General features: G+C 74.4%; 14 protein-coding genes, 1 tRNA gene and 1 pseudogene. 2 read left to right on the plus strand and 14 right to left on the minus strand.

The genetic code is table 11. The annotated features are described in order from the left end of the window. From ACFU0Y_RS09155 to ACFU0Y_RS09175, 5 genes and pseudogenes are all read right to left on the minus strand, one after another. Positions 1 to 375: pseudogene (locus ACFU0Y_RS09155) on the minus strand (hypothetical protein); the annotation flags it as partial. Beyond that, positions 372 to 1,490 carry a glycosyltransferase family 4 protein gene (locus ACFU0Y_RS09160; protein WP_380214168.1) on the minus strand — a complete coding sequence of 373 codons (1,119 nt, stop codon included), beginning with the start codon at positions 1,488 to 1,490 and terminating at the stop codon, positions 372 to 374. The pseudogene ACFU0Y_RS09155 and the gene ACFU0Y_RS09160, both read right to left, overlap by 4 nt. After that, positions 1,487 to 3,415 (minus strand): polysaccharide biosynthesis protein, encoded by a 1,929-nt coding sequence (locus ACFU0Y_RS09165; RefSeq protein WP_380214169.1) that lies wholly within the window; start codon positions 3,413 to 3,415, stop codon positions 1,487 to 1,489. The genes ACFU0Y_RS09160 and ACFU0Y_RS09165 overlap by 4 nt, the downstream gene beginning before the upstream one ends. Positions 3,416 to 3,484: 69 nt before the next feature. Beyond that, positions 3,485 to 4,318, minus strand: coding sequence for a glycosyltransferase (locus ACFU0Y_RS09170; RefSeq protein ID WP_380214181.1), 834 nt, complete (start codon positions 4,316 to 4,318; stop codon positions 3,485 to 3,487). 10 nt (positions 4,319 to 4,328) lie between these two features. Further along, a complete protein-coding gene (locus ACFU0Y_RS09175) occupies positions 4,329 to 5,246 on the minus strand; it encodes a glycosyltransferase (RefSeq protein ID WP_380214170.1) in 918 nt (305 codons plus the stop codon). A 254-nt stretch (positions 5,247 to 5,500) separates the two neighbouring features. Between ACFU0Y_RS09175 and ACFU0Y_RS09180 the strand changes: the two genes are divergently transcribed. Next, the gene (locus ACFU0Y_RS09180) at positions 5,501 to 6,472 is read left to right on the plus strand and encodes an NAD-dependent epimerase/dehydratase family protein (RefSeq protein ID WP_380214171.1); all 972 of its coding nucleotides are present in this window, start codon (positions 5,501 to 5,503) and stop codon (positions 6,470 to 6,472) included. Positions 6,473 to 6,532: 60 nt separating this feature from the next. Here ACFU0Y_RS09180 and ACFU0Y_RS09185 read toward each other — a convergent pair whose 3' ends face one another. The 9 genes from ACFU0Y_RS09185 to argS all read right to left on the minus strand — a co-directional run bounded on the left by ACFU0Y_RS09185 (position 6,533) and on the right by argS (position 18,860). Then, on the minus strand, positions 6,533 to 7,555 hold the full coding sequence (locus ACFU0Y_RS09185; protein ID WP_380214172.1) for an L-threonylcarbamoyladenylate synthase: 1,023 nt from the start codon (positions 7,553 to 7,555) through the stop codon (positions 6,533 to 6,535). Further along, positions 7,552 to 8,451: a peptide chain release factor N(5)-glutamine methyltransferase gene (prmC, locus tag ACFU0Y_RS09190; RefSeq protein WP_380214173.1), complete on the minus strand. Its 900-nt coding sequence runs from the start codon at positions 8,449 to 8,451 to the stop codon at positions 7,552 to 7,554. Before prmC ends, ACFU0Y_RS09185 begins: the two co-directional genes overlap by 4 nt. A gap of 13 nt (positions 8,452 to 8,464) precedes the next feature. Beyond that, positions 8,465 to 9,547, minus strand: coding sequence for a peptide chain release factor 1 (prfA, locus tag ACFU0Y_RS09195; RefSeq protein ID WP_380214174.1), 1,083 nt, complete (start codon positions 9,545 to 9,547; stop codon positions 8,465 to 8,467). Between the two features lie 128 nt (positions 9,548 to 9,675). Further along, the gene (gene rho, locus ACFU0Y_RS09200; RefSeq protein WP_380214175.1) at positions 9,676 to 11,922 is read right to left on the minus strand and encodes a transcription termination factor Rho; all 2,247 of its coding nucleotides are present in this window, start codon (positions 11,920 to 11,922) and stop codon (positions 9,676 to 9,678) included. A 325-nt stretch (positions 11,923 to 12,247) separates the two neighbouring features. Next, positions 12,248 to 13,198 carry a homoserine kinase gene (gene thrB, locus ACFU0Y_RS09205; protein WP_380214176.1) on the minus strand — a complete coding sequence of 317 codons (951 nt, stop codon included), beginning with the start codon at positions 13,196 to 13,198 and terminating at the stop codon, positions 12,248 to 12,250. Positions 13,199 to 13,204: 6 nt separating this feature from the next. After that, complete coding sequence (gene thrC, locus ACFU0Y_RS09210) at positions 13,205 to 14,314, minus strand: threonine synthase (RefSeq protein ID WP_380214177.1); 1,110 nt, start codon at positions 14,312 to 14,314, stop codon at positions 13,205 to 13,207. 99 nt (positions 14,315 to 14,413) lie between these two features. Continuing rightward, entirely contained in the window at positions 14,414 to 15,736 is a 1,323-nt protein-coding gene (locus ACFU0Y_RS09215) for a homoserine dehydrogenase (protein ID WP_380214178.1), read from the minus strand. Then, complete coding sequence (gene lysA, locus ACFU0Y_RS09220) at positions 15,737 to 17,185, minus strand: diaminopimelate decarboxylase (RefSeq protein ID WP_380214179.1); 1,449 nt, start codon at positions 17,183 to 17,185, stop codon at positions 15,737 to 15,739. A 4-nt stretch (positions 17,186 to 17,189) separates the two neighbouring features. Then, positions 17,190 to 18,860, minus strand: coding sequence for an arginine--tRNA ligase (gene argS / locus ACFU0Y_RS09225; protein WP_380214180.1), 1,671 nt, complete (start codon positions 18,858 to 18,860; stop codon positions 17,190 to 17,192). 105 nt (positions 18,861 to 18,965) lie between these two features. On the opposite strand from argS, the gene ACFU0Y_RS09230 reads away from it, so the two are divergent. Then, positions 18,966 to 19,041: transfer RNA gene (locus ACFU0Y_RS09230), tRNA-Arg, on the plus strand. Positions 19,042 to 19,085 lie beyond the last annotated feature (44 nt).

A 19,085-nucleotide genomic window follows, 5' to 3' on the forward strand; every position in this document is an offset into this window, starting at 1 on the left:
GGTTCCGCCGGCACCGCCGGCGGTCGCGTCGAGATCCTCCGGGCGCTCGGCCGCCGCGGCCCGCCGGGCCGCCAGGAGGGGCCCGAGGGCCGCGCGGGAGCCGCGGGCCCCGGCCCGGGCCGCGAGTGCCACGGAGACGACGAGCGCGGTCAGCACCCCCGCGGCGACCCAGCCCGGCAGCAGCCAGGACGGTGCCGGCACGGTGAGCAGGACCCAGCCCAGCACGAGCACCTTGAGCACGTACGTCATGGCGAGCGCGGGGGCGGCGACCGGCCCCTCCGCCCCCGCGGTGGCGCGTGCCACGAGCGCGGTGACCAGGTGGCTCGCCACGACCAGCCCCGCCCCGAGCAGGACGCTGAGGGCGGCGGCGCTCACGGCCCGGCCCCCGCCCCGGCGCGGGCGGCCGCCCGGCGCCCGAGCAGCTCAGGCAGCACGAGGTACAGGGCGAGCACCGCGAGCACGAAGGCCCCGGCCACGGCCGTGGCAGCGGGCCCCGTGCGCAGGCCCACGACCGAGGCGACGCTCACGAGGACGGTCGCGGCCGTGACCACGAGCGCGGAGCCGACATGGGACAGGCCCACGTCGGTGAGCCGCTGGTACACGTGCTGGCGGTGCGGCCGGTACCAGGCCTCCCCCGCGCGGACGCGGCGCAGCAGCGTCACCGAGGTGTCGGCCACGTAGACCGCGAGCGGGGGCAGGAGGTACTCGACGTAGACGCCCGAGAGGAACGCCGCGACCGCGATGCCGGCGAGCGAGCCGCCCAGCAGGTAGGAGCCGACGTCGCCGAGGAACACGGTGCCGCGGCCGAGGTTCCAGGGCAGGAACCCGGCGAAGCCGCCCGCCACGGCCAGGCCGGCGGCGATCATCCACGGCAGGTCGTTGGAGGCGCCCGCCCAGGCGTACAGCAGGCCGGCGGCCAGGCCGTGCAGCCCCGAGATGCCGTTGATCCCGTCCATGAAGTTGGCCATGTTCACGTAGGCGGCGATCGCGAGGGTGCCCACGGGCAGCCACCACGCGGAGGTGCCGAGCACCGCGACCAGGACGGCGGTGGCGGCCAGGCCGATGCCCAGCTGGGCGGCCAGGCGCACGCGCACGGACACGCCCCGGTAGTCCTCGGCCCAGCCGAGGGCCGCGCACAGCCCGGTGACGGCCAGGACCACGAGCGCCACGGAGCGGTCGACCGCGATCGCGCCGGTGAGCAGGGCGGAGCCGTAGGCGAGGAGCACGGCCACGGCCACGGCCAGGCCCATGCCCCGCACGACGGTGCGGTGGTGGGAGGAGCGCTCGTTCGGGACGTCGAGCACGCCCCACCGGGCGAGCAGGGGCTTGACCACCAGGGGCAGTAGCAGGCCGAGCACGAGGGCGGGGGCGCCCACGGTGAGGACGAGCTCCCCGAGCCGGCGCAGCTCCTCGGGGTCCGGGGCCGCGCCGGGGTCGGTGAGGTCCAGCCCGGCCGGGAGCAGCACGGCGGGGATCGGGGCCGCGCTCACGACGCCCGTCCCGTGGAGCTGCGCGGGCGCTGGACCGACGTGGGCGGAGGCTGCGTGGACGGGCGCACGACGGGGATCGTGCCCGTGTAGACCATGCCGCCGCGCACCTTCCAGGTGTGCCGGTCCAGCTGGGCGGGATCCAGCCGGTCGGCCCGCGCGTGGGAGATCTTGGGGTGGAAGGGACGCTCGTCCGTCTCGCCGAGGCCGATGAGGTCCTCGTGCAGCTTCTCCCCCGGGCGCAGCCCCGTCACCTCGATCTCGATGTCCTCGCGCCCGCTCATCACGCGCAGCCGCTCGGCGATGTCCATGATCCGCACGGGCTCGCCCATGTCGAGGATCAGCACCTCGCCGCCGCGGGCGATCGCCCCCGCCTGGATCACGAGCTGGCAGGCCTCGGGGATGGTCATGAAGTAGCGGGTGGCCTCGGCGTGCGTCACCGTGATCGGACCCCCCTGGCGGATCTGCTCGGTGAACAGGGGCAGCATCGAGCCCCGGGAGCCGAAGACGTTGCCGAAGCGCACCGAGACGTACCGCCGGCCGGTGCGGTCGGCCATCCAGGCCGTCAGCTTCTCCGCGACGCGCTTGGAGTGGCCCAGCGCGGTGGTGGGGTTGGCGGCCTTGTCCGTGGAGATGTTGACGAAGACCCCGACCTCCGCCTCCTCCGCGGCCTGCAGCACGTTGAGGGTGCCGAGGACGTTGGTCTTCCACGCCTCGTCCGGGTACTGCTCGAGCAGGGACACGTGCTTGAGGGCGGCCGCGTGGAAGACCACCTCGGGCCGGCGGTCGCGGAAGATGGCGCCGACGGACTCGGGGTCGCGGATGTCGGCGAGGACGGTGTCCCGGCCGTCGAGCAGGCCGCGGCCCGTGATGGAGATCTGGGTGCCCTGCAGGGCGGACTCGTCGCGGTCCACCATGATGAGCTCCGCGGGCTCGAAGCCGACGAGCTGGCGGCACAGCTCGGCGCCGATGGACCCGCCCGCGCCGGTCACCAGCACGCGGCGGCCCTTCACGTAGCCGGCGATCTCCTCGACGTCGATGTCGACGGGGCGGCGTCCGATGAGGTCCTCCATGCTGATGTCCCGGAAGTCCGAGGCCTGGTGCTTGGCGGTGAGCACCTCTCCCAGCGGGGGCATCGTCACGACCCGGATCCCGGTGCCGGCCACGGCGTCGGCGACCCGGTGCATGAGGCGGGGGTCCGGGCTGGACATCGCCACGATGAGCACGGAGGCGCGGGTGCGGGCCATGACGTCGCGGACGTCGTGCAGGGTGCCGAGCACGGGCACGGAGGAGATCCGCAGGTGCTTCTTCGCGGGGTCGTCGTCGAGCAGCGCCACGGGCAGGAACTCCGAGTGCGGGTCCTGCATCATCCGCTGGATCAGGAAGGTCCCGAGGTAGCCGGCGCCGTAGACCACCACGTGCTGGGCCGAGGCGCCGGGGCGGGCGGAGGCCTCCTGGTACATCCGCTTGAGGTAGCGGAAGGCGGCCATGAACAGGCACGCGAAGGGGAACGCGATCAGGGCGGTGGAGCGCGGGATGCCGATGCTCGTTCCCACCACGAGGAGCAGGACCTGGAGCACGGCCGTGACGATGAGGGTGACCACCACCAGGAGCTTGGCCTCGTCGAAGCTGCCGAAGGAGTACCGCCCCTTGTACAGGGCGAACGAGAAGCCGACCACGAGCTGGGCGGCCACCGCCACCAGGGACACCAGCAGCAGCCCCGGGCCGCTGATGAACTGCAGGTCCATCTCGTAGCGCAGCACCAGGGCGAGCACGAGGGCCACGACCCAGGCGACCGAGTCCAGGAGCATCTGGATCCACAGCCATGCCACGGGCCGGTCCTGCGGGGCGGCGCGGGGCGGGGACCCCGTGCCGGCGCCCCCGGGGGGCACCGCCGTGCCGGCGGGGCGCTCGGGCTCACCACTCATCGCGTCGTTCCTTTCGTGGTCGGTGCCGGAGCCGGGGGGCCGGGCGGGAGGAGGTCCGGTGCGGGGCGGTCAGCGGCGGGGTGCGCCGACCATGGCCCGGTAGGCGAGCTCCCGGAGCCGGGTGGGGACGAACCGGTAGCCGCCGCGCACCACCACGTTGCGCACCCATTGTAGGAAGCCGACGTGGCCGATCCCGCGCAGGCGGGACTGGAGGGCGAGCTCGGCGCGGAGCACGCGCCACCCGCCGCGCCGTTCGTAGGAGCCGGCCGAGACCCGGTAGCCGACCAGCGGCTCCGCCACGTTGCGCACGTCGGCGCCGGCGCGCAGCATCCGGACCCACAGCCAGTAGTCCTCGGCCAGGGGCACGTGCACGTAGCCGCCGGCCGCCCGCACGGCGGAGCGCCGGAACACCACCGTCGGATGGCTCACGGGGTTGCGGCGCCGCGAGACGGAGAGGATGTCCCGCTCACCCACCGGGGCGCGGCGCAGGGCGATCGGGGTGCGCTCGTCGTCCCCGATCTCGTGCATCGACGCGCCGACCAGGTCCGCTCCGTCCTCGATCTCGGGCAGCTGCACGGCGAAGCGGCGGGGACAGGAGACGTCGTCGGCGTCGGCGCGGGCCACCACGTCGTGCCGGCACCGGTCGAGGCCGGCGTTGAGCGCCGCGGCGAGTCCTGCGTTGTGCTCCAGGTCGACGCGCACGACGGGCACGGGGAGCTCGCGCACGAGGCGGTCCAGCTCGGCCTCGAGCGGCGCGGGGACGGGTCCGTCCCGCACGACGACGAGCTCGGCGGGCCGGCGCTGCTGCTCGACGGTGGCCGACTCCGCCGCACGGCGCACCCGCTCCGCGGTGTCGGCGCGGTAGACGGGCATGAGCACGGAGAACTCGGGGACGGGGGTCATGCTCACGGCGTCACCGCGGTCCGCCGAAGCCGCGGCCGCGCATCCCGCCGGTGTAGCGGTCCGCCCAGGACGCGAGACCGCGCACGTCCCCCCGACGCAGGTAGTAGAGGGGATAGCCGACGAGATCGGCCCCGAGCTGCACGACCCGCTTGTACCGCCACGTGGTCCAGCCCCGGTTGCGGAAGAAGTGCTCGCGCTTGAACGGGGTGCCGGGCACCACGACCTTCAGCCGGCCGGGGACCACGACGTGCTCCTCGTCCCAGCCCGGGGGGTGCGCCACGGCGGTGCGGGTGGTGGTGCCGAAGGGCAGCCCGGAGCGGCGCAGCCGCACCAGGAAGTCGACCTCGTCGCCGCGCAGGAAGAGCTTGAGGTCCGGCAGCCCGACCGTGAAGAAGACGTGCTCGGCCATCAGGGCGCCGTTGAAGAAGGTGGCGTGGCCGGGCAGGAAGTCGAGCGGCTCCAGGTCCGCCCGGGAGTGGGTCAGCCGCCCCTCGAGGCGGTAGGAGAACGCCAGCGCGCCGTGGTCCTGGGGCGCCACGACGAGCGGGGAGACGACCGACAGCTCCCGCTGCGCGGCCTCCTGCAGGAGGACCTCGAGGCAGTCGGGGCCTTCCGGGTGGGCGTCGTCGTCCATGAGCCACACGCGGTCCGCGCCGGTGGCGAGGGCGGTCAGGATCGCCAGGGAGAACCCGCCGGCACCGCCCAGGTTGGCGAGGGAGCGCACGAGCTCGAGCGCGAACCGGCCGCCGATCGCCTCCTCGAGCACCTCCCGCGGCAGCGCCTCGCGGCCCGCGTCGACGAGGCACAGGGAGGCGACGGGCACCGTCTGCTCCCGCAGCGCCGCGACGAGCGCGAGCACGTCCTCGTGCCGGTCCTGGGTCACGCAGGCCACCGCCACCGTGGGGGTGGGCGTGGGGTCGGACGGCATGCGGCTCCTCCAGGGGGACGGCGGGGGTGGGGCGACCGACCGTGGGGTCACGGTGGGTGCGGTGACGGGTGCGGGCTCCGGCGCGGTGCCTGGGGCGGGCGCCGGGACGTGCCGAGTCTAGCAAGGGGCGCCCGCACGGTCCGGGCCGGCGGGCCGCGTCGCCCCGCCCCGGCGGTGGGCCGGTCTGTACGATGAGCGCAGGGTTCCGGACCCGGACGACGGCGACCGGCAGCGGCCGGCAGAGAGGAAACACCGTGACATCGACGACGTGGGCAGTCCTGGGGGCGACGGGGTTCGTGGGCTCCGCGACCGTGGCCCGGCTGCAGGCGGACGGCCAGACGGTGGTCCCGGTCTCCGCGCCGCGGCTGGCCTCCGGGGCGAGCACGGTCCACCACCTGCTCCAGCGGGCCGGCCGGCTCGAGTCCGTCATCGACTACCTCGCCGAGTCCTTCGCCGGCGCCCACGTGGTCGTCAACGCGGCAGGCCTGGCGGCCCCGGACCAGACCCACGAGGAGTCCCTCGTGGGCGCGAACGCGCTGCTGCCGGTGCTCGTGGCCCTCGCGGCGCGCCGCACGAGCGTGCGCCGCATCGTGCACGTCAGCTCCGCGGCGGTCCAGGGCGACGTCGAGGTCCTCGACGAGACGCCCACGGTCCGGCCGTTCTCCCCCTACTCCTTCTCCAAGGCGCTCGGCGAGAGCGCGCTCCTGAAGCTGCGCCGCGACTGGGCGGCCGAGGACGGGGCCCCCGCCATCACGGTGCTGCGCGCGACCTCGGTGCAGGGCTCCGGCCGGCGCACGACGGCGCGGCTGGCCCGCTTCGCGTCCTCGCCGCTGAGCTCGGTGGCCGGCGACGGCAGCGCGCCCACCCCGGTGACCTCCGTGCACGCCCTGGCCGAGTTCGTCTCCCGGCTCGGCCGCCACCCCGAGGCGCTGCCACCGGTCGTGCTGCAGCCCTGGGAGGGCGCCACCACCGCGTCCATCCTGCGGGACGCGGGCCGCCGGGAGCCGCGCCACCTCCCCGCGCTGCTGTGCCGGCTGGTGCTGGACGCCGGGTTCGCCGTCTCGGGTCTCGCCGGGAACCGCTGGCACGGCGTCCTCCGACGGCTCGAGGTCACGTGGTTCGGCCAGCGCCAGGTGCGCGGCTGGGCCGAGGACCACGACGCGGTCCCGGAGCCGCGGATCACCGAGGTGCTGCGCCAGGCGCACCTGGCCGCCGGCCGGGGCTGAGCCCTACCGCTCCGTCCGGGCGGCACCCCACGCGCCGTCCCCGCCCGGCGGAGCCGGCGCTCAGGCCTCGCCGCCGCGGGCCACGAGCCGTACGGCCTCGTCGACCGGCAGCGGCCGCGCCTCCCCCGGTGCCCCGGGGCGCGGGACCCGCGTGCGGTCCTGGTCCACGGCCGGCCGGGCACCCGTCGCGGAGCGGGCCACGAGCGCGGCGGCCAGGCCCTGCGCGGCGGCGGCCCGCGCAGGACCTGGCGACGGGGGCTGCCCGTCCTCCGGCCCCGCGGTGCCCGGCTCCTCCGGGAGGACCGGCGCGGCCTCCGGGTCGGGCTCGCTCACCGCGTGCGAGCCCCCGGCCGCCGCGTCCCCGGCGGCGGGGTCGCTCTCCGGGGCGGGCGTGCCGCCGATCTCCTCGTCGCCGTCCGCCGGCACCACCGAGGGCACGACGGCGCGCAGCCGGGCGAGGCTCACGGTGCCGTGGCGCACCAGCAGCGGGGTCTCGCCCGTGCAGTCCACGATCGTGGAGGACACCGGCTCCCGGTCGTCGGGTCCGCCGACGGGCCGGGGCCCCCCGTCCAGGTAGAGCTCCACGGAGTCCCCGAGCATGTCCGCCGCGGCCTGCGCCGTCGCCGCGGCCGGGTGACCGGTGCGGTTGGCCGAGGACACGGCCAGGGGACCGCTCTCGATGAGCAGTGCCTGGGCGAGCTCGTCGTCGGGCACTCGCAGGGCGACGGTCCCGTGGGTCTCCCCCAGGTCCCAGCCCAGCGACGGGTGGGAGTGGAAGATCAGGGTCAGCCCTCCGGGCCAGAAGGCCCGGGCGAGCGCGCGGGCGTCGTCGGACACCTCGTCCGCCAGCCCGTCGAGCACCCCGGCGTGGGCGATGAGCACGGGCGGGGGCATGGCCCGCGACCGGCCCTTGGCCGCGAGCAGGGTGGCGACGCCCCGGGCGGAGAACGCGTTGGCCCCGATCCCGTAGACGGTGTCGGTGGGCAGGACCACGCACGCGTCGGTCGCGAGGGCGCGCGCGGCGTGCTTGAGCCCGGCGGTGCGCTGGGCGATGCTGCTGCAGTCGTAGACGGTGGAGTTCACGGCGTCCATTCTCCCATTCCGGTCGTGCGGGCGCGGCCCGCGCGGGGCGTCCGGCCGGCCGTGGCCCGGTCGCGGCCCGTCAGGTCCTGGTGGCCCACGACGTCCACGAGCCCGGCCGCCCGGAACGAGTGCGCCACGGCCGCGGCCTGCACCTCGGCGTGCTCCATGACGAAGACCCCGCCGGGGCGCAGCAGTCGCAGTGCCGAGGCCAGGGCCGCCCGCGGGAGCTCGAGCCCGTCCTCCCCGCCCCCGTACAGGGCGAGCTCCGGGTCGTGCTCCCGGGCCTCCGGCTCCCGCGGGACCGCGTCCGGCGGGATGTACGGCGGGTTGGAGACCACCACGTCGCATCGTCCGTCGAGCTCCGGGAACGCCGTGCGCAGGTCGCCCCGGACGAGCTCCGCGCGCGTTCCCCGCAGGTTCTCCGCCGCCCACGCGTGGGCCGCCTCGGAGAGCTCCACCGCGTGCACGCGCGCCTGCGGCACCTCGTGGGCCACCGATGCGGCGATCGCCCCGGAGCCGGTGCCCAGGTCCACCACGTGCGGCCGGTGCACGCCCGCGGCCAGCTGGTCGCGCAGCTCGTCGACCACGGTCTGCACCACGGTCTCCGTCTCGGGCCGGGGCACGAACACCCCGGGCCCCACGGCCAGCGTCAGGTAGCGGAAGTGGGCGACGCCCGTGAGGTGCTGCAGCGGGATCCGGCGGGCGCGCTCGGCGACCAGCTCCGCGTAGCCCTCGGGCTCGTCCGCGCCGATGATGGCGCGCGCCTCGACCTCCCCGCGGGTCAGTCCGGTCAGGTGGGCGGCGAGCAGCAGCGCGTCGGTGCGCGCGGAGTCGATCCCGGCCTCGCCGAGCACCTGCTCCGCCCAGCGCACCGCCTGGCCCAGCGACCTGGTCATCCGGGGCCCCCGCTCAGCCGTCCTGGCGGCCGACGGCCTCGAGCCGGGCCTGCTCGTCCATCTCGATCGCCGAGCGCACGACCGGTTCCAGGTCCCCGGCCATGACGTGGTCGAGGTTGTAGGCCTTGTACCCGGTGCGGTGGTCGTTGATCCGGTTCTCCGGGAAGTTGTACGTGCGGATCCGCTCGGACCGGTCCATGGTCCGGACCTGGGAGCGGCGCTGCGCGGCGTTGTCCGCGTCGATCTGCTCCTGCTGGTGGGCCAGGATGCGGGCCCGCAGCACCCGCATCGCGGCCTCGCGGTTCTGCAGCTGCGACTTCTCGTTCTGCATGGCCACCACGATGCCCGTGGGCAGGTGGGTGATCCGGACCGCGGAGTCGGTGGTGTTCACGGACTGCCCGCCGGGCCCCGAGGAGCGGTAGACGTCGATCTTCAGGTCGTTCTGGCTGATCTCGACCTCCTCGGGCTCGTCGACCTCCGGGAAGACGAGCACGGCCGCGGCCGAGGTGTGGATCCGGCCCTGCGACTCGGTGACGGGCACGCGCTGCACCCGGTGCACCCCGCCCTCGTACTTCAGCCGCGCCCACACGCCCTCGGCGGGGTCCGTGGCGGTCGACTTGATCGCGACCTGCACGTCCTTGTAGCCGCCCAGGTCGGAGTCGTTGGTCGAGATGAACTCGGTCTTCCAGCCGCGGCTCTCCGCGTACTTGAGGTACATGCGCAGCAGGTCCCCGGCGAAGAGCGCGGACTCGTCGCCGCCCTCCCCCGCCTTGACCTCGAGGATCACGTTGCGCCCGTCGTCGGGGTCGCGCGGGACCAGCAGCCGGCGCAGCTTCTCGCGCGCCGCCGTGAGCTGCTCCTCGAGCGCCGGGATCTCCTCGGCGAACTCGGGCTCCTCGTCGGCGAGCTCGCGGGCCGCGCCCAGGTCCTCCTCGAGGCCGTGCACCCGGCGGTGGGCCTCGACGATGCCGTTGAGCTCGGCGTAGCGGCGCCCCAGCTTGCGGGCCTTGCCCTGCTCCGCGTGCACGGCGGGGTCGGCGAGCTGACGCTGCAGCTCGGCGTGCTCGTCGAGCAGGGACTGGATCGGGTCCGGCATGGGACGCTCCTTCATCGGGCGGCTTCGTCGGGCGGCGGTGGGCTCGCGCTCGGGCGGGGCCCGGGCACGACGACGCCGCCGCGCCCCGGTCCGTGGTTCCGGACCGGGCCGCGGCGGCCGGGGGCGTGCTAGCGGTCGCTCTCGGCGCGGGCCGACAGCGTGGTCTTCTGCACCTGGAGCAGGAACTCGGTGTTGGACTGGGTGTCCCGCAGCTTGTTCGTGAGCAGCTCGAGGGCCTGCTGCTGGTCGAGCCCGGAGAGGACGCGGCGCAGCTTCCACATGATCTTGATCTCGTCCGGGGAGAGGAGGTTCTCCTCGCGGCGGGTGCCCGAGGAGTTGACGTCCACGGCCGGGTAGATCCGCTTGTCCGCGAGCGAGCGGGACAGGCGCAGCTCCATGTTGCCGGTACCCTTGAACTCCTCGAAGATGACCTCGTCCATCTTGGACCCGGTCTCCACGAGAGCGGTCGCGAGGATCGTGAGCGAGCCGCCGTTCTCGATGTTGCGGGCCGCGCCGAAGAACTTCTTCGGCGGGTACAGCGCCGCGGAGTCCACGCCGCCGGAGAGGATGCGCCCGGAGGCGGGGGCCGAGAGGTTGTAGGCACGGCCCAGGCGGGTCATGGAGTCCAGGAGGACCACCACGTCCATGCCCATCTCCACGAGCCGCTTGGCCCGCTCGATCGCGAGCTCGGCGACCGTGGTGTGGTCGTCCGCCGGGCGGTCGAAGGTCGAGGCGATGACCTCGCCCTTGACGGTGCGCTGCATGTCCGTGACCTCCTCGGGGCGCTCGTCGACGAGCACCATCATGAGGTGGACCTCGGGGTTGTTCGTGGTGATCGCGTTGGCGATCGCCTGCAGCATCAGCGTCTTGCCCGCCTTCGGCGGGGAGACGATGAGCCCGCGCTGGCCCTTGCCGATGGGGGCCACGAGGTCGACGACGCGGGGCCCGATCTTCTTGGGCTCCGTCTCGAGGCGCAGCCGCTCCTGCGGGTACAGCGGGATCAGCTTCCCGAAGTCCACGCGGTCCTTGTTCTCCTCGGTCTTCTTGCCGTTGACCGTGGTGAGCTGGACCAGCGCGTTGAACTTCTGCCGCGTGTTGTTCTGCTGCTCGCCCTCGCGGGGGGCGCGGATGGCGCCGACCACGGCGTCGCCCTTGCGCAGGTTGTGCTTCTTGACCTGGGCGAGGCTGACGTAGACGTCGTTCGGGCCCGGCAGGTAGCCGGAGGTGCGCACGAACGCGTAGTTGTCGAGGACGTCCAGGATGCCCGCCACGGGCAGCAGGACGTCGTCCTCGGTGAACTCCGTGTCGTCGACCTCGGGGCCGGAGCTGCGCCCGCGGCGGTTGCGGCGCTCGTTGCGCTCGGCCCGGTCGGCCCGGTCGTTGCGGTCGCGGTCCCGATCGTTGCGATTGCGATTGCGGCGGCTGCGGCGGCTGCCGCCGTCGCCGTCCTGGCCGCCCTTGTCCTGGCGGTTGTCCTGACCGCCCTTGTCCTGGCGGTTGTCCTGACCGCCCTTGTCCTGGCGGTTGTCCTGACCGCCCTTGTCCTGGCGGTTGTCCTGGCCGCCCTTGTCCTGGCGGCCGTCCTGGCCCCGGTTGTCCTGGCCCTTGCCGCCCTCGGCGCGGTTGTCCCGCCGGTTGCGGCCGTCGCCCTTGTCCTGGCCGCCCTTGTCCTGGCGGTTGTCCTGCCCGCGGTTCTGACCGCGGCTCCGGTCCTGGCCGGACTGCTCGTCCTCGCGGCCCTCGGCCGAGGAGCGCGAGTCGTCGCCGCGCTGCCCGTTGTCCTGGCCGCCGTTGTCCTGGCCGCCGTTGTTCTGGCCGCCGTTGTTCTGGCCGTTGTCGTCGCGGTTGCGGTTGCGGCGGCTGCGGTTGCGACCGCGGCCGCCCTCGCCCTCGGAGGAGTCCTCGGCGGGAGCGGCCTGCTCGGCCGGCTGCCCGGAGGCGCCCTGCTCGGCGGCGCCCTGCGGCGCGGCGCCCTGCTGGTCGGCGGCGGACACCACACCGGTGCTCGTGGCCCGGCGGGAGCGCGTGCGCCGCTGCGGCTGGTCGCCGTCGGCAGTCTGTGCGGAGGCGTCCTCGCCGGTGGCCGCGGCGGACGGGGCCGCACCCTGGCCGGTGCCGGCGTCGGCGGTCTTCTCGACCGTCTGCGCGATCTTCTCCTCGACGGCCTGGTCCCGGTCGGCGACGGCGCCGCCGCGCTGGTGGGCGGCGATCGCGTCGACCAGCAGGCTCTTGCGCATCCGGCGGGCGCCGGTGATGCCGAGCTGGGAGGCGAGCGCCTGGAGCTGGGCCAGCTTGAGCGCGGACAGTCCCGCGTTCCGGGGATCGGTGCTGGCGGTTTCTTCCGTACCCGTGGAAAGGTCGGTGGTCTCGGTCACGAAGTGTCCTTCTCCCTCGGTGGGGGGCCCATGGATCTCAGAGTCCAGGACCGTGGATGGTTCCCGGCGGGCCGCGATCGCGGGCCGCCTGCGGCGGGGCGCACTTCAGGGCGCGGCAGCCTGGGCGAACAAGGTGTCACCCGGAGATCATGGTGCGCTCCGGTCCGTGTCGGTGCGGGCCGGGGCTCCGCCGGCATCGATGGAGCCGGTGCCGGCGGGGGATCACCGGAGGATCTGAGGCGGTGGAGCCGAGGACCCCGGGGCATCCGACCGGGGGGCTGCCCCTCATGATGCCCGCTGTCCTCACCGCGCGGGGCGCGGTCTCCTACCCCTGGATCTGCTGCGGGTGCCTCTCCAGCTTAGCACCCCGGCCGTCGACCCGCAGACGGAGGACACGCCAAGAGACGGAACCGGGTCCGTCCGCGACGAGCTCCGCGACGCGCCGCTCCGTCTCCGCCGCCTGGTGCGGACCCGCGGCCAGGACCAGGACGGTCGGGCCGGCCCCGGAGATCATGGCGGGCAGCCCACGCTCCCGCAGCGCGCCCATCAGCCGGGCGCTCGGGGGCATGGCCGAGGCGCGGTACGGCTGGTGCAGCCGGTCCTCGGTGGCCGGCAGCAGCAGCTCCGGGCGCCGCGTCAGCGCCTCGATCAGCAGGGCGGTCCGCCCGGCGTTGACCGCGGCGTCGTGGTGCGGGACGGTCGCGGGCAGCAGGGACCGGGCGAGCCGGGTGGGGACCTCGAAGTCGGGGATCGCGACCACGGGCACGACGTCCTCGTGGACGGTCACGGGGGCGCTGCGGTAGCCGTCCGCGTCGGTCCAGGAGATGACGAGACCCCCGTAGAGGGACGGGGCCACGTTGTCCGGGTGGCCCTCCATCGCGGCGGCGACCTGGAGCAGGCGCCGGTCGTCGAGGGCGCGCTCGGCGGGCAGCAGCGCGTTCGCGGCGAGCACGCCGGCCACCACGGCGGAGGCGCTCGAGCCCATGCCACGGCCGTGCGGGATCCGGTTGGTCGCCTCGAGCCGCAGCCCCGGCAGCTCCTCGACGCCGGCGGCCCGGAAGGCGGCCCGCATGGCCCGGACCACGAGGTGCTCGGCGGTCCGGGGCACGGACGCGGAGCCCTCCCCGTGCAGCTCGAACTCCAGGCCGCCCCCGGTCACGGTCACCGCGAGGTCGTCGTAGTGGCCGAGCGCGAGGCCCAGGCTGTCGTAGCCCGGGCCCACGTTGCCGGTGGAGCCGGGCACGCTCACCGCCACCCGGTGGCCGATCTCGAACATCCGGGCCTACTCCAGACCCAGCGCGGCGGCCACGGCCACCACGTCGAAGGGCACGCGCTGGGGCTCCACCAGCGCGGGGTCCTCCCGCTCGGCGGCCTTGATCGCCCACTGCGGGTCCTTGAGGCCGTGGCCGGTGACGGTGATGACGATCGTCCGGCCCGTGGGGGCCTCCCCCGCGGCGTGCTTCTGGAGCAGGCCGGCCACGCCCGCGGCCGAGCCCGGCTCCACGAACACGCCCTCCTCCGCGGAGAGCCACCGGTGGGCGGTGAGGATCTCGTCGTCGGAGACGGAGCCGATGAGCCCGCCGGACTCGTCGCGGGCGGCGATCGCGGAGTCCCAGGAGGCGGGATTGCCGATCCGGATGGCCGTCGCGATCGTCTCGGGCTCCGTGACGGGGTGGCCGAGCACCAGCGGCGCCGCTCCCTCGGCCTGGAAGCCCCACATCACGGGCAGCTTCGAGGCGACGGCGGGCAGCTCCCCCGCGGTCGCGGAGGTGTGGGGCCGGGCGTACTCCTGGTAGCCCTTCCAGTACGCGGTGATGTTGCCGGCGTTGCCGACCGGCAGGATGTGCAGGTCCGGGGCGTCGCCGAGGGTGTCGACCACCTCGAACGCCCCGGTCTTCTGCCCCTCGATCCGGTACGGGTTCACGGAGTTCACGAGGAAGACGGGATAGGACTCGGAGAGCTTGCGGGCCACCTCGAGGCAGTTGTCGAAGTTGCCGTCCACCTGGATGATGTCCGCGCCGTGCGCCACGGCCTGGGAGAGCTTGCCCATGGCGATCCGCCCCTCGGGCACGAGCACCGCGCAGGTGAGCCCGGCCTGCTTCGCGTAGGCCGCCGCGGAGGCGGAGGTGTTGCCGGTCGAGGCGCACACGACGGCCTCGGCGCCCTCCTCCTTGGCCTTCGTGATGGCCATGGTCATGCCCCGGTCCTTGAACGAGCCGGTGGGGTTCATGCCCTCGAACTTCAGCCAGACGGTGTTGCCGGTGAGCTCCGACAGGGCGCGCGCCCGGATTAGCGGCGTGCCGCCCTCCCCCATCGTGATGACCTCGGTGGAGTCGGAGACCGGCAGACGGTCCCGGTACTCGTTGATGACGCCCTGCCAGACGTGTGCCATGTGCTGGATCTCTTCCTGTGGACTCGGTGGTGCGGGGGGCTCGTGCGGTGGTGGTGCGCGCGGCGGCGCCGCCCGGGTCGCGGGCGGCGCCGGGGAGGGTCAGTCGGCGTGCTCCACACGGATCACGCCGGCGACGTCCTCGACGAACGGCAGCTCGCGCAGGGCGTCGACCGTGGCCACGAGGTCCTTGTTCGCGCCCCGGTGGGTCACGAGCCGGATCTCGGACAGCTGCGGGTCGCCGTGCGGGTGGTCCGTCTGCTGCATCGTGAAGATCGACACGCCGTGGTCCGCGAAGACCTGCGCGATCCGCGCCAGGACGCCGAGCCGGTCCTGGACGGTGAGCGTGATCGAGAAGCTCGTGCGCACCTCGTCCATCGACGCGGCGTCCAGCTGGGCGTGGGGGTCCGCGCCCTGGGCGGGGCCCCCGAGCACGAGCCGGCGCGCGGCCGAGACGAAGTCGCCCAGCACGGCCGAGGCGGTGGCGGCGCCGCCGGCGCCCGCGCCGTAGAACATGAGGGAGCCGGCGTTGGCGGCCTCGACGAAGACCGCGTTGTAGGCCCCGTGCACGCCGGCCAGCGGGTGCTCCCTCGGGATCATGGTCGGGGTGACCCGCAGGTTCACCCCGCCCGGGCAGCGCTCGCACACGGCGAGGAGCTTGATGACGTAGCCGGCCTCGCGGGCGGCGGCGACGTCCGAGGCCGTGACCCCGGTGATGCCGCGGCAGTACACGTCGTCGATGGTGAAGGTCGAGTGGAACGCGAGGGACGCGAGGATGGCGGCCTTGGCCGCGGCGTCGTGGCCCTCCACGTCGGCGGTGGGGTCCGCCTCGGCGTAGCCCAGCTGCTGGGCCTCGGCCAGCGCGTCGGCGAACTGCGCGCCCGTGGTGTCCATCTGGTCGAGGATGTAGTTCGTGGTGCCGTTCATGATGCCCAGCACGCGGTCCACCCGGTCCCCCGCGAGGGAGTCCTGCATGGGGCGCACGATCGGGATCGCCCCGGCCACGGCGGCCTCGTAGAACAGGGGTACCCCGGCGGCGTCGGCCGCGTCCTGGAGCTGGCGGCCGTGCCGGGCGATGAGCGCCTTGTTGCCCGAGATCACCGGCTTGCCCGCGTGCAGGGCCCGCAGGATGCGGCTGCGGGCCGGCTCGATGCCGCCCGTGAGCTCGATGACCACGTCCGCGGCGTCGACGAGGGCGTCGGCGTCGGTCGTGAGCAGACCCTCGGGCAGCTCCACGGTCCGCCGGGCGGCGAGGTCCCGCACGGCGATGCCGACGAGCTCCACGGGTGCGCCCACGCGGGCGGCGAACTCGGGACCGTGCTCGAGCAGGGTCCGGGCGACCTCGGCGCCGACGTTGCCGGCGCCGAGCAGGGCGACCTTCAGGGTCGAGGGCGAGCGGGTGGTGTCAGGGGTCGAGGCGGTCAATCAGGCTCCCAGGTCGCGGGCGAACAGGTCTTCTTCGGTCTCGCCCCGCACGATGAGCCGGGCTTCCGCCCCGTCCCCGGCGGTGCGCACGGCGACCACCGGGGGGCGGGCGATCCAGTTGTAGTTGCTGGACAGGGCCCAGCAGTAGGCGCCGGTGGCGGGCACGGCCAGCACGTCCCCGGGGGCGAGGTCCGCGGGCAGGTAGACGTCCCGCACCACGACGTCCCCGGACTCGCAGTGCTTGCCCACCACCCGGGACAGCACGGGAGCTCCCTCGGCGCGGCGGTTGGCGAGCACGGCCGTGTAGTCGGCCCCGTAGAGCACGGGCCGGGCGTTGTCGCTCATCCCGCCGTCCACGGAGACGTACCGGCGCCGGGCGCCGGACTCCACCGTGACGGTCTTCAGCGTGCCCACGGTGTAGAGGGTGCACGCGGCCGGGCCGGAGATCGCGCGGCCGGGCTCGATGGACAGGTGCGGGACCGCCATCCGCAGGGACCGGGCCGAGGCGGCCACCTGGTCCGCGAGGGCCTCGGCGATCTCGCGGGCCGGCCGGGGGGTGTCGGCCTCGGTGTAGGCGATGCCGTAGCCGCCGCCGAGGTCGAGCTCCGGCAGGGTCAGCCCGAAGCGCTCGTCGGCGTCGGCCATGAACGCGAGCACCCGCTCGGCCGCCTTTCCGAAGCCGTCGGCGTCGAAGATCTGGGAGCCGATGTGGCAGTGGATCCCGCGCAGGTCGAGCTCGGGCTCCAGGACGCACGCGGCGACGGCCTGCATCGCGGGGCTGTCCCCGCCGCCCTCGGGCGCGGCCAGGGACAGCCCGAACTTCTGGTCCTCGTGGGCGGTGGCGATGAACTCGTGGGTGGACGCGTGCACGCCGGGGGTGACGCGGATCAGCACGGGGGCGACGACGCCGAGGGTGCGCGCGAGGTGGGCGACCAGCTCGATCTCCGCGAGGGAGTCCACCACGATCCGTCCGAGACCGTGGTCGAGGGCCCGGGTGATCTCGGCGGCGGACTTGTTGTTGCCGTGCAGCGCGATCCGCGCGGGCTCCATGCCGCCGCGCAGCGCGACGGCCAGCTCCCCGCCCGAGGCGGTGTCCACGTTCAGGCCCTCCTCCCGCAGCCAGCGGACCACCTCGGTGGTCAGGAAGGACTTCCCGGCGTAGTAGACGGAGACCTCGGCCCCGATCCGGGCGAACGCCTCGGTGAAGGCGTCCCGGAACTCGCGGGCACGCGCCCGGAAGATGTCCTCGGAGTAGACGTAGGAGGGGGTGCCGTAGCGCTCGGCGAGCTCCGGGACGGGGATCCCCGAGACCGCCAGCACGCCGTCGTCGCCGCGGCGGAACGCCTCGGGCCAGATGACGGGGTCGAGGGCGTCGAGGTCCTCGGGCACGCTGAGCCAGTCCGGGGCCAGGGGGGAGCCCCCGGTGCGGGTGGTCGGGTCGGCGGTCATGCGATCACATCCTCTCCGGTGCGGACACGCCGAGCACGCCCAGGCCGTTGGCCAGGACCTGCCGGGCGGCGTCGTTGAGCCACAGCCGGGTGCGGTGCAGGTCGGTGACCTCGTCCTCGCCCTGCGGCGCCACCCGGCAGGCGTCGTACCAGCGGTGGTAGGTGCCCGCGAGCACCTCGAGGTGGCGCGCCACCCGGTGCGGCTCCCGGAACTCGGCGGCCTGGGCGAGCACCGAGGGGTACTGCCCGAGGGCGGCCAGCAGCTCCCCCTCCATCGGGTGGTCGAGCAGCGACGCCTCGAACACGGCCTCGCCCCGCTCGTCCGTGCGGGCGACGCCCGCCGCCTCGGCGTTGCGCCCCACCGCGCACGTGCGGGCGTGGGCGTACTGGACGTAGAAGACCGGGTTCTCGTTGGAGCGCCGGGTCAGCAGCCCCAGGTCGATGTCGATGTTGGAGTCCACGGAGAAGCGGGTCAGCGAGTACCGGGCGGCGTCGACGCCGACGGCCTCGACCAGGTCCTCCATGGTCACCACGTTGCCGGCGCGCTTGGACATCCGCACGGGCACGCCGTCCTTGACCAGGTTGACCATCTGGCCGATGAGCACCTCGACCCGTTCCGGGGCGTCGCCCAGGGCCGCGGCGGCGGCCTTGAGCCGGGCCACGTAGCCGTGGTGGTCGGCGCCGAGCATGTAGATGCACAGGTCCGCGCCGCGGTCCCGCTTGTCCTTGAAATAGGCGATGTCGCCGGCGATGTAGGCGGCCTGCCCGTCGGACTTGACGACCACCCGGTCCTTGTCGTCGCCGTAGGCGCTCGAGCGCAGCCACCAGGCGCCGTCCGCGAAGTAGAGCGCCCCGGAGCTCTTGAGCTGCTCGAGGAGCGCCTCCACCGCACCGCTGCCGAACAGGGACTGCTCGTGGAAGTAGACGTCGAAGTCCACGCCGAAGTCGTGCAGGGAGGACTTGATCTCGGCGAACATCAGCTCCACGCCCGCCGCGCGGAACGCCTCCTGGGGGTCCCCGGTCTCGAGGACGCCGGGGTTCTCCGCGACGATCCGGGCGGCGATGTCGGTGATGTACTCCCCGCCGTAGCCGTCCTCGGGGGCGGGCTCGCCCAGCGCGCGGGCCAGCAGGGAGCGGGCGAAGCGGTCGATCTGCGCGCCGGCGTCGTTGAAGTAGTACTCGCGCACCACGTCCGCGCCCTGCGCCTCGAGCACCCGGGCGAGGGAGTCTCCGACCGCGGCCCAGCGGGTGCCGCCCAGGTGGACCGGGCCCGTGGGGTTCGCGGAGACGAACTCCAGGTTGACGGACGTCCCGGTCAGCGATCCGGACCGGCCGAAGGCCTCGCCCTGCTCCACGACGGTGCGGGCGATCTCCCCGGCGGCGGCGGCGTCCAGGGTGATGTTGAGGAAGCCCGGGCCGGCGACGTCGACGGCCGCGACGCCCGCGGTGTCCTGCAGCCGGTCCCGGACCACGGCGGCGACGTCGCGCGGGGGGCGCCCGACCTTCTTGGCGAGCTGCATCGCGACGTTGGTCGCCCAGTCCCCGTGCTCCCGGTTCTTCGGCCGCTCGATCCGCACCTCCGGCAGCCGGGCGCCGTCGGCGAGGGCGAGGTCGCCCCGGGCCACGGCGTCCTGCAGGCATGCGGATACGGCGAGAGAAAGTTGTTCTGGAGTCACCGGACCAGTGTAACCGGGCGCCGCGGAGCGCCCGCGCCGGGTGGTCGACGAGCACCCCCGGAAACCTGCTAGTATCGTCGAGGTTCATCGCTGAGGCGGTGAAAGGCCCGCGTAGCTCAGGGGATAGAGCGTCTGCCTCCGGAGCAGAAGGCCGTAGGTTCGAATCCTACCGCGGGCACCACTCGGCACGAAGGCCCCGGACCGGTCGGTCCGGGGCCTTCGTCG

The sequence above is a fragment of the Kocuria sp. NPDC057446 genome (assembly GCF_042802875.1).
Classification (GTDB): domain Bacteria; phylum Actinomycetota; class Actinomycetes; order Actinomycetales; family Micrococcaceae; genus Kocuria.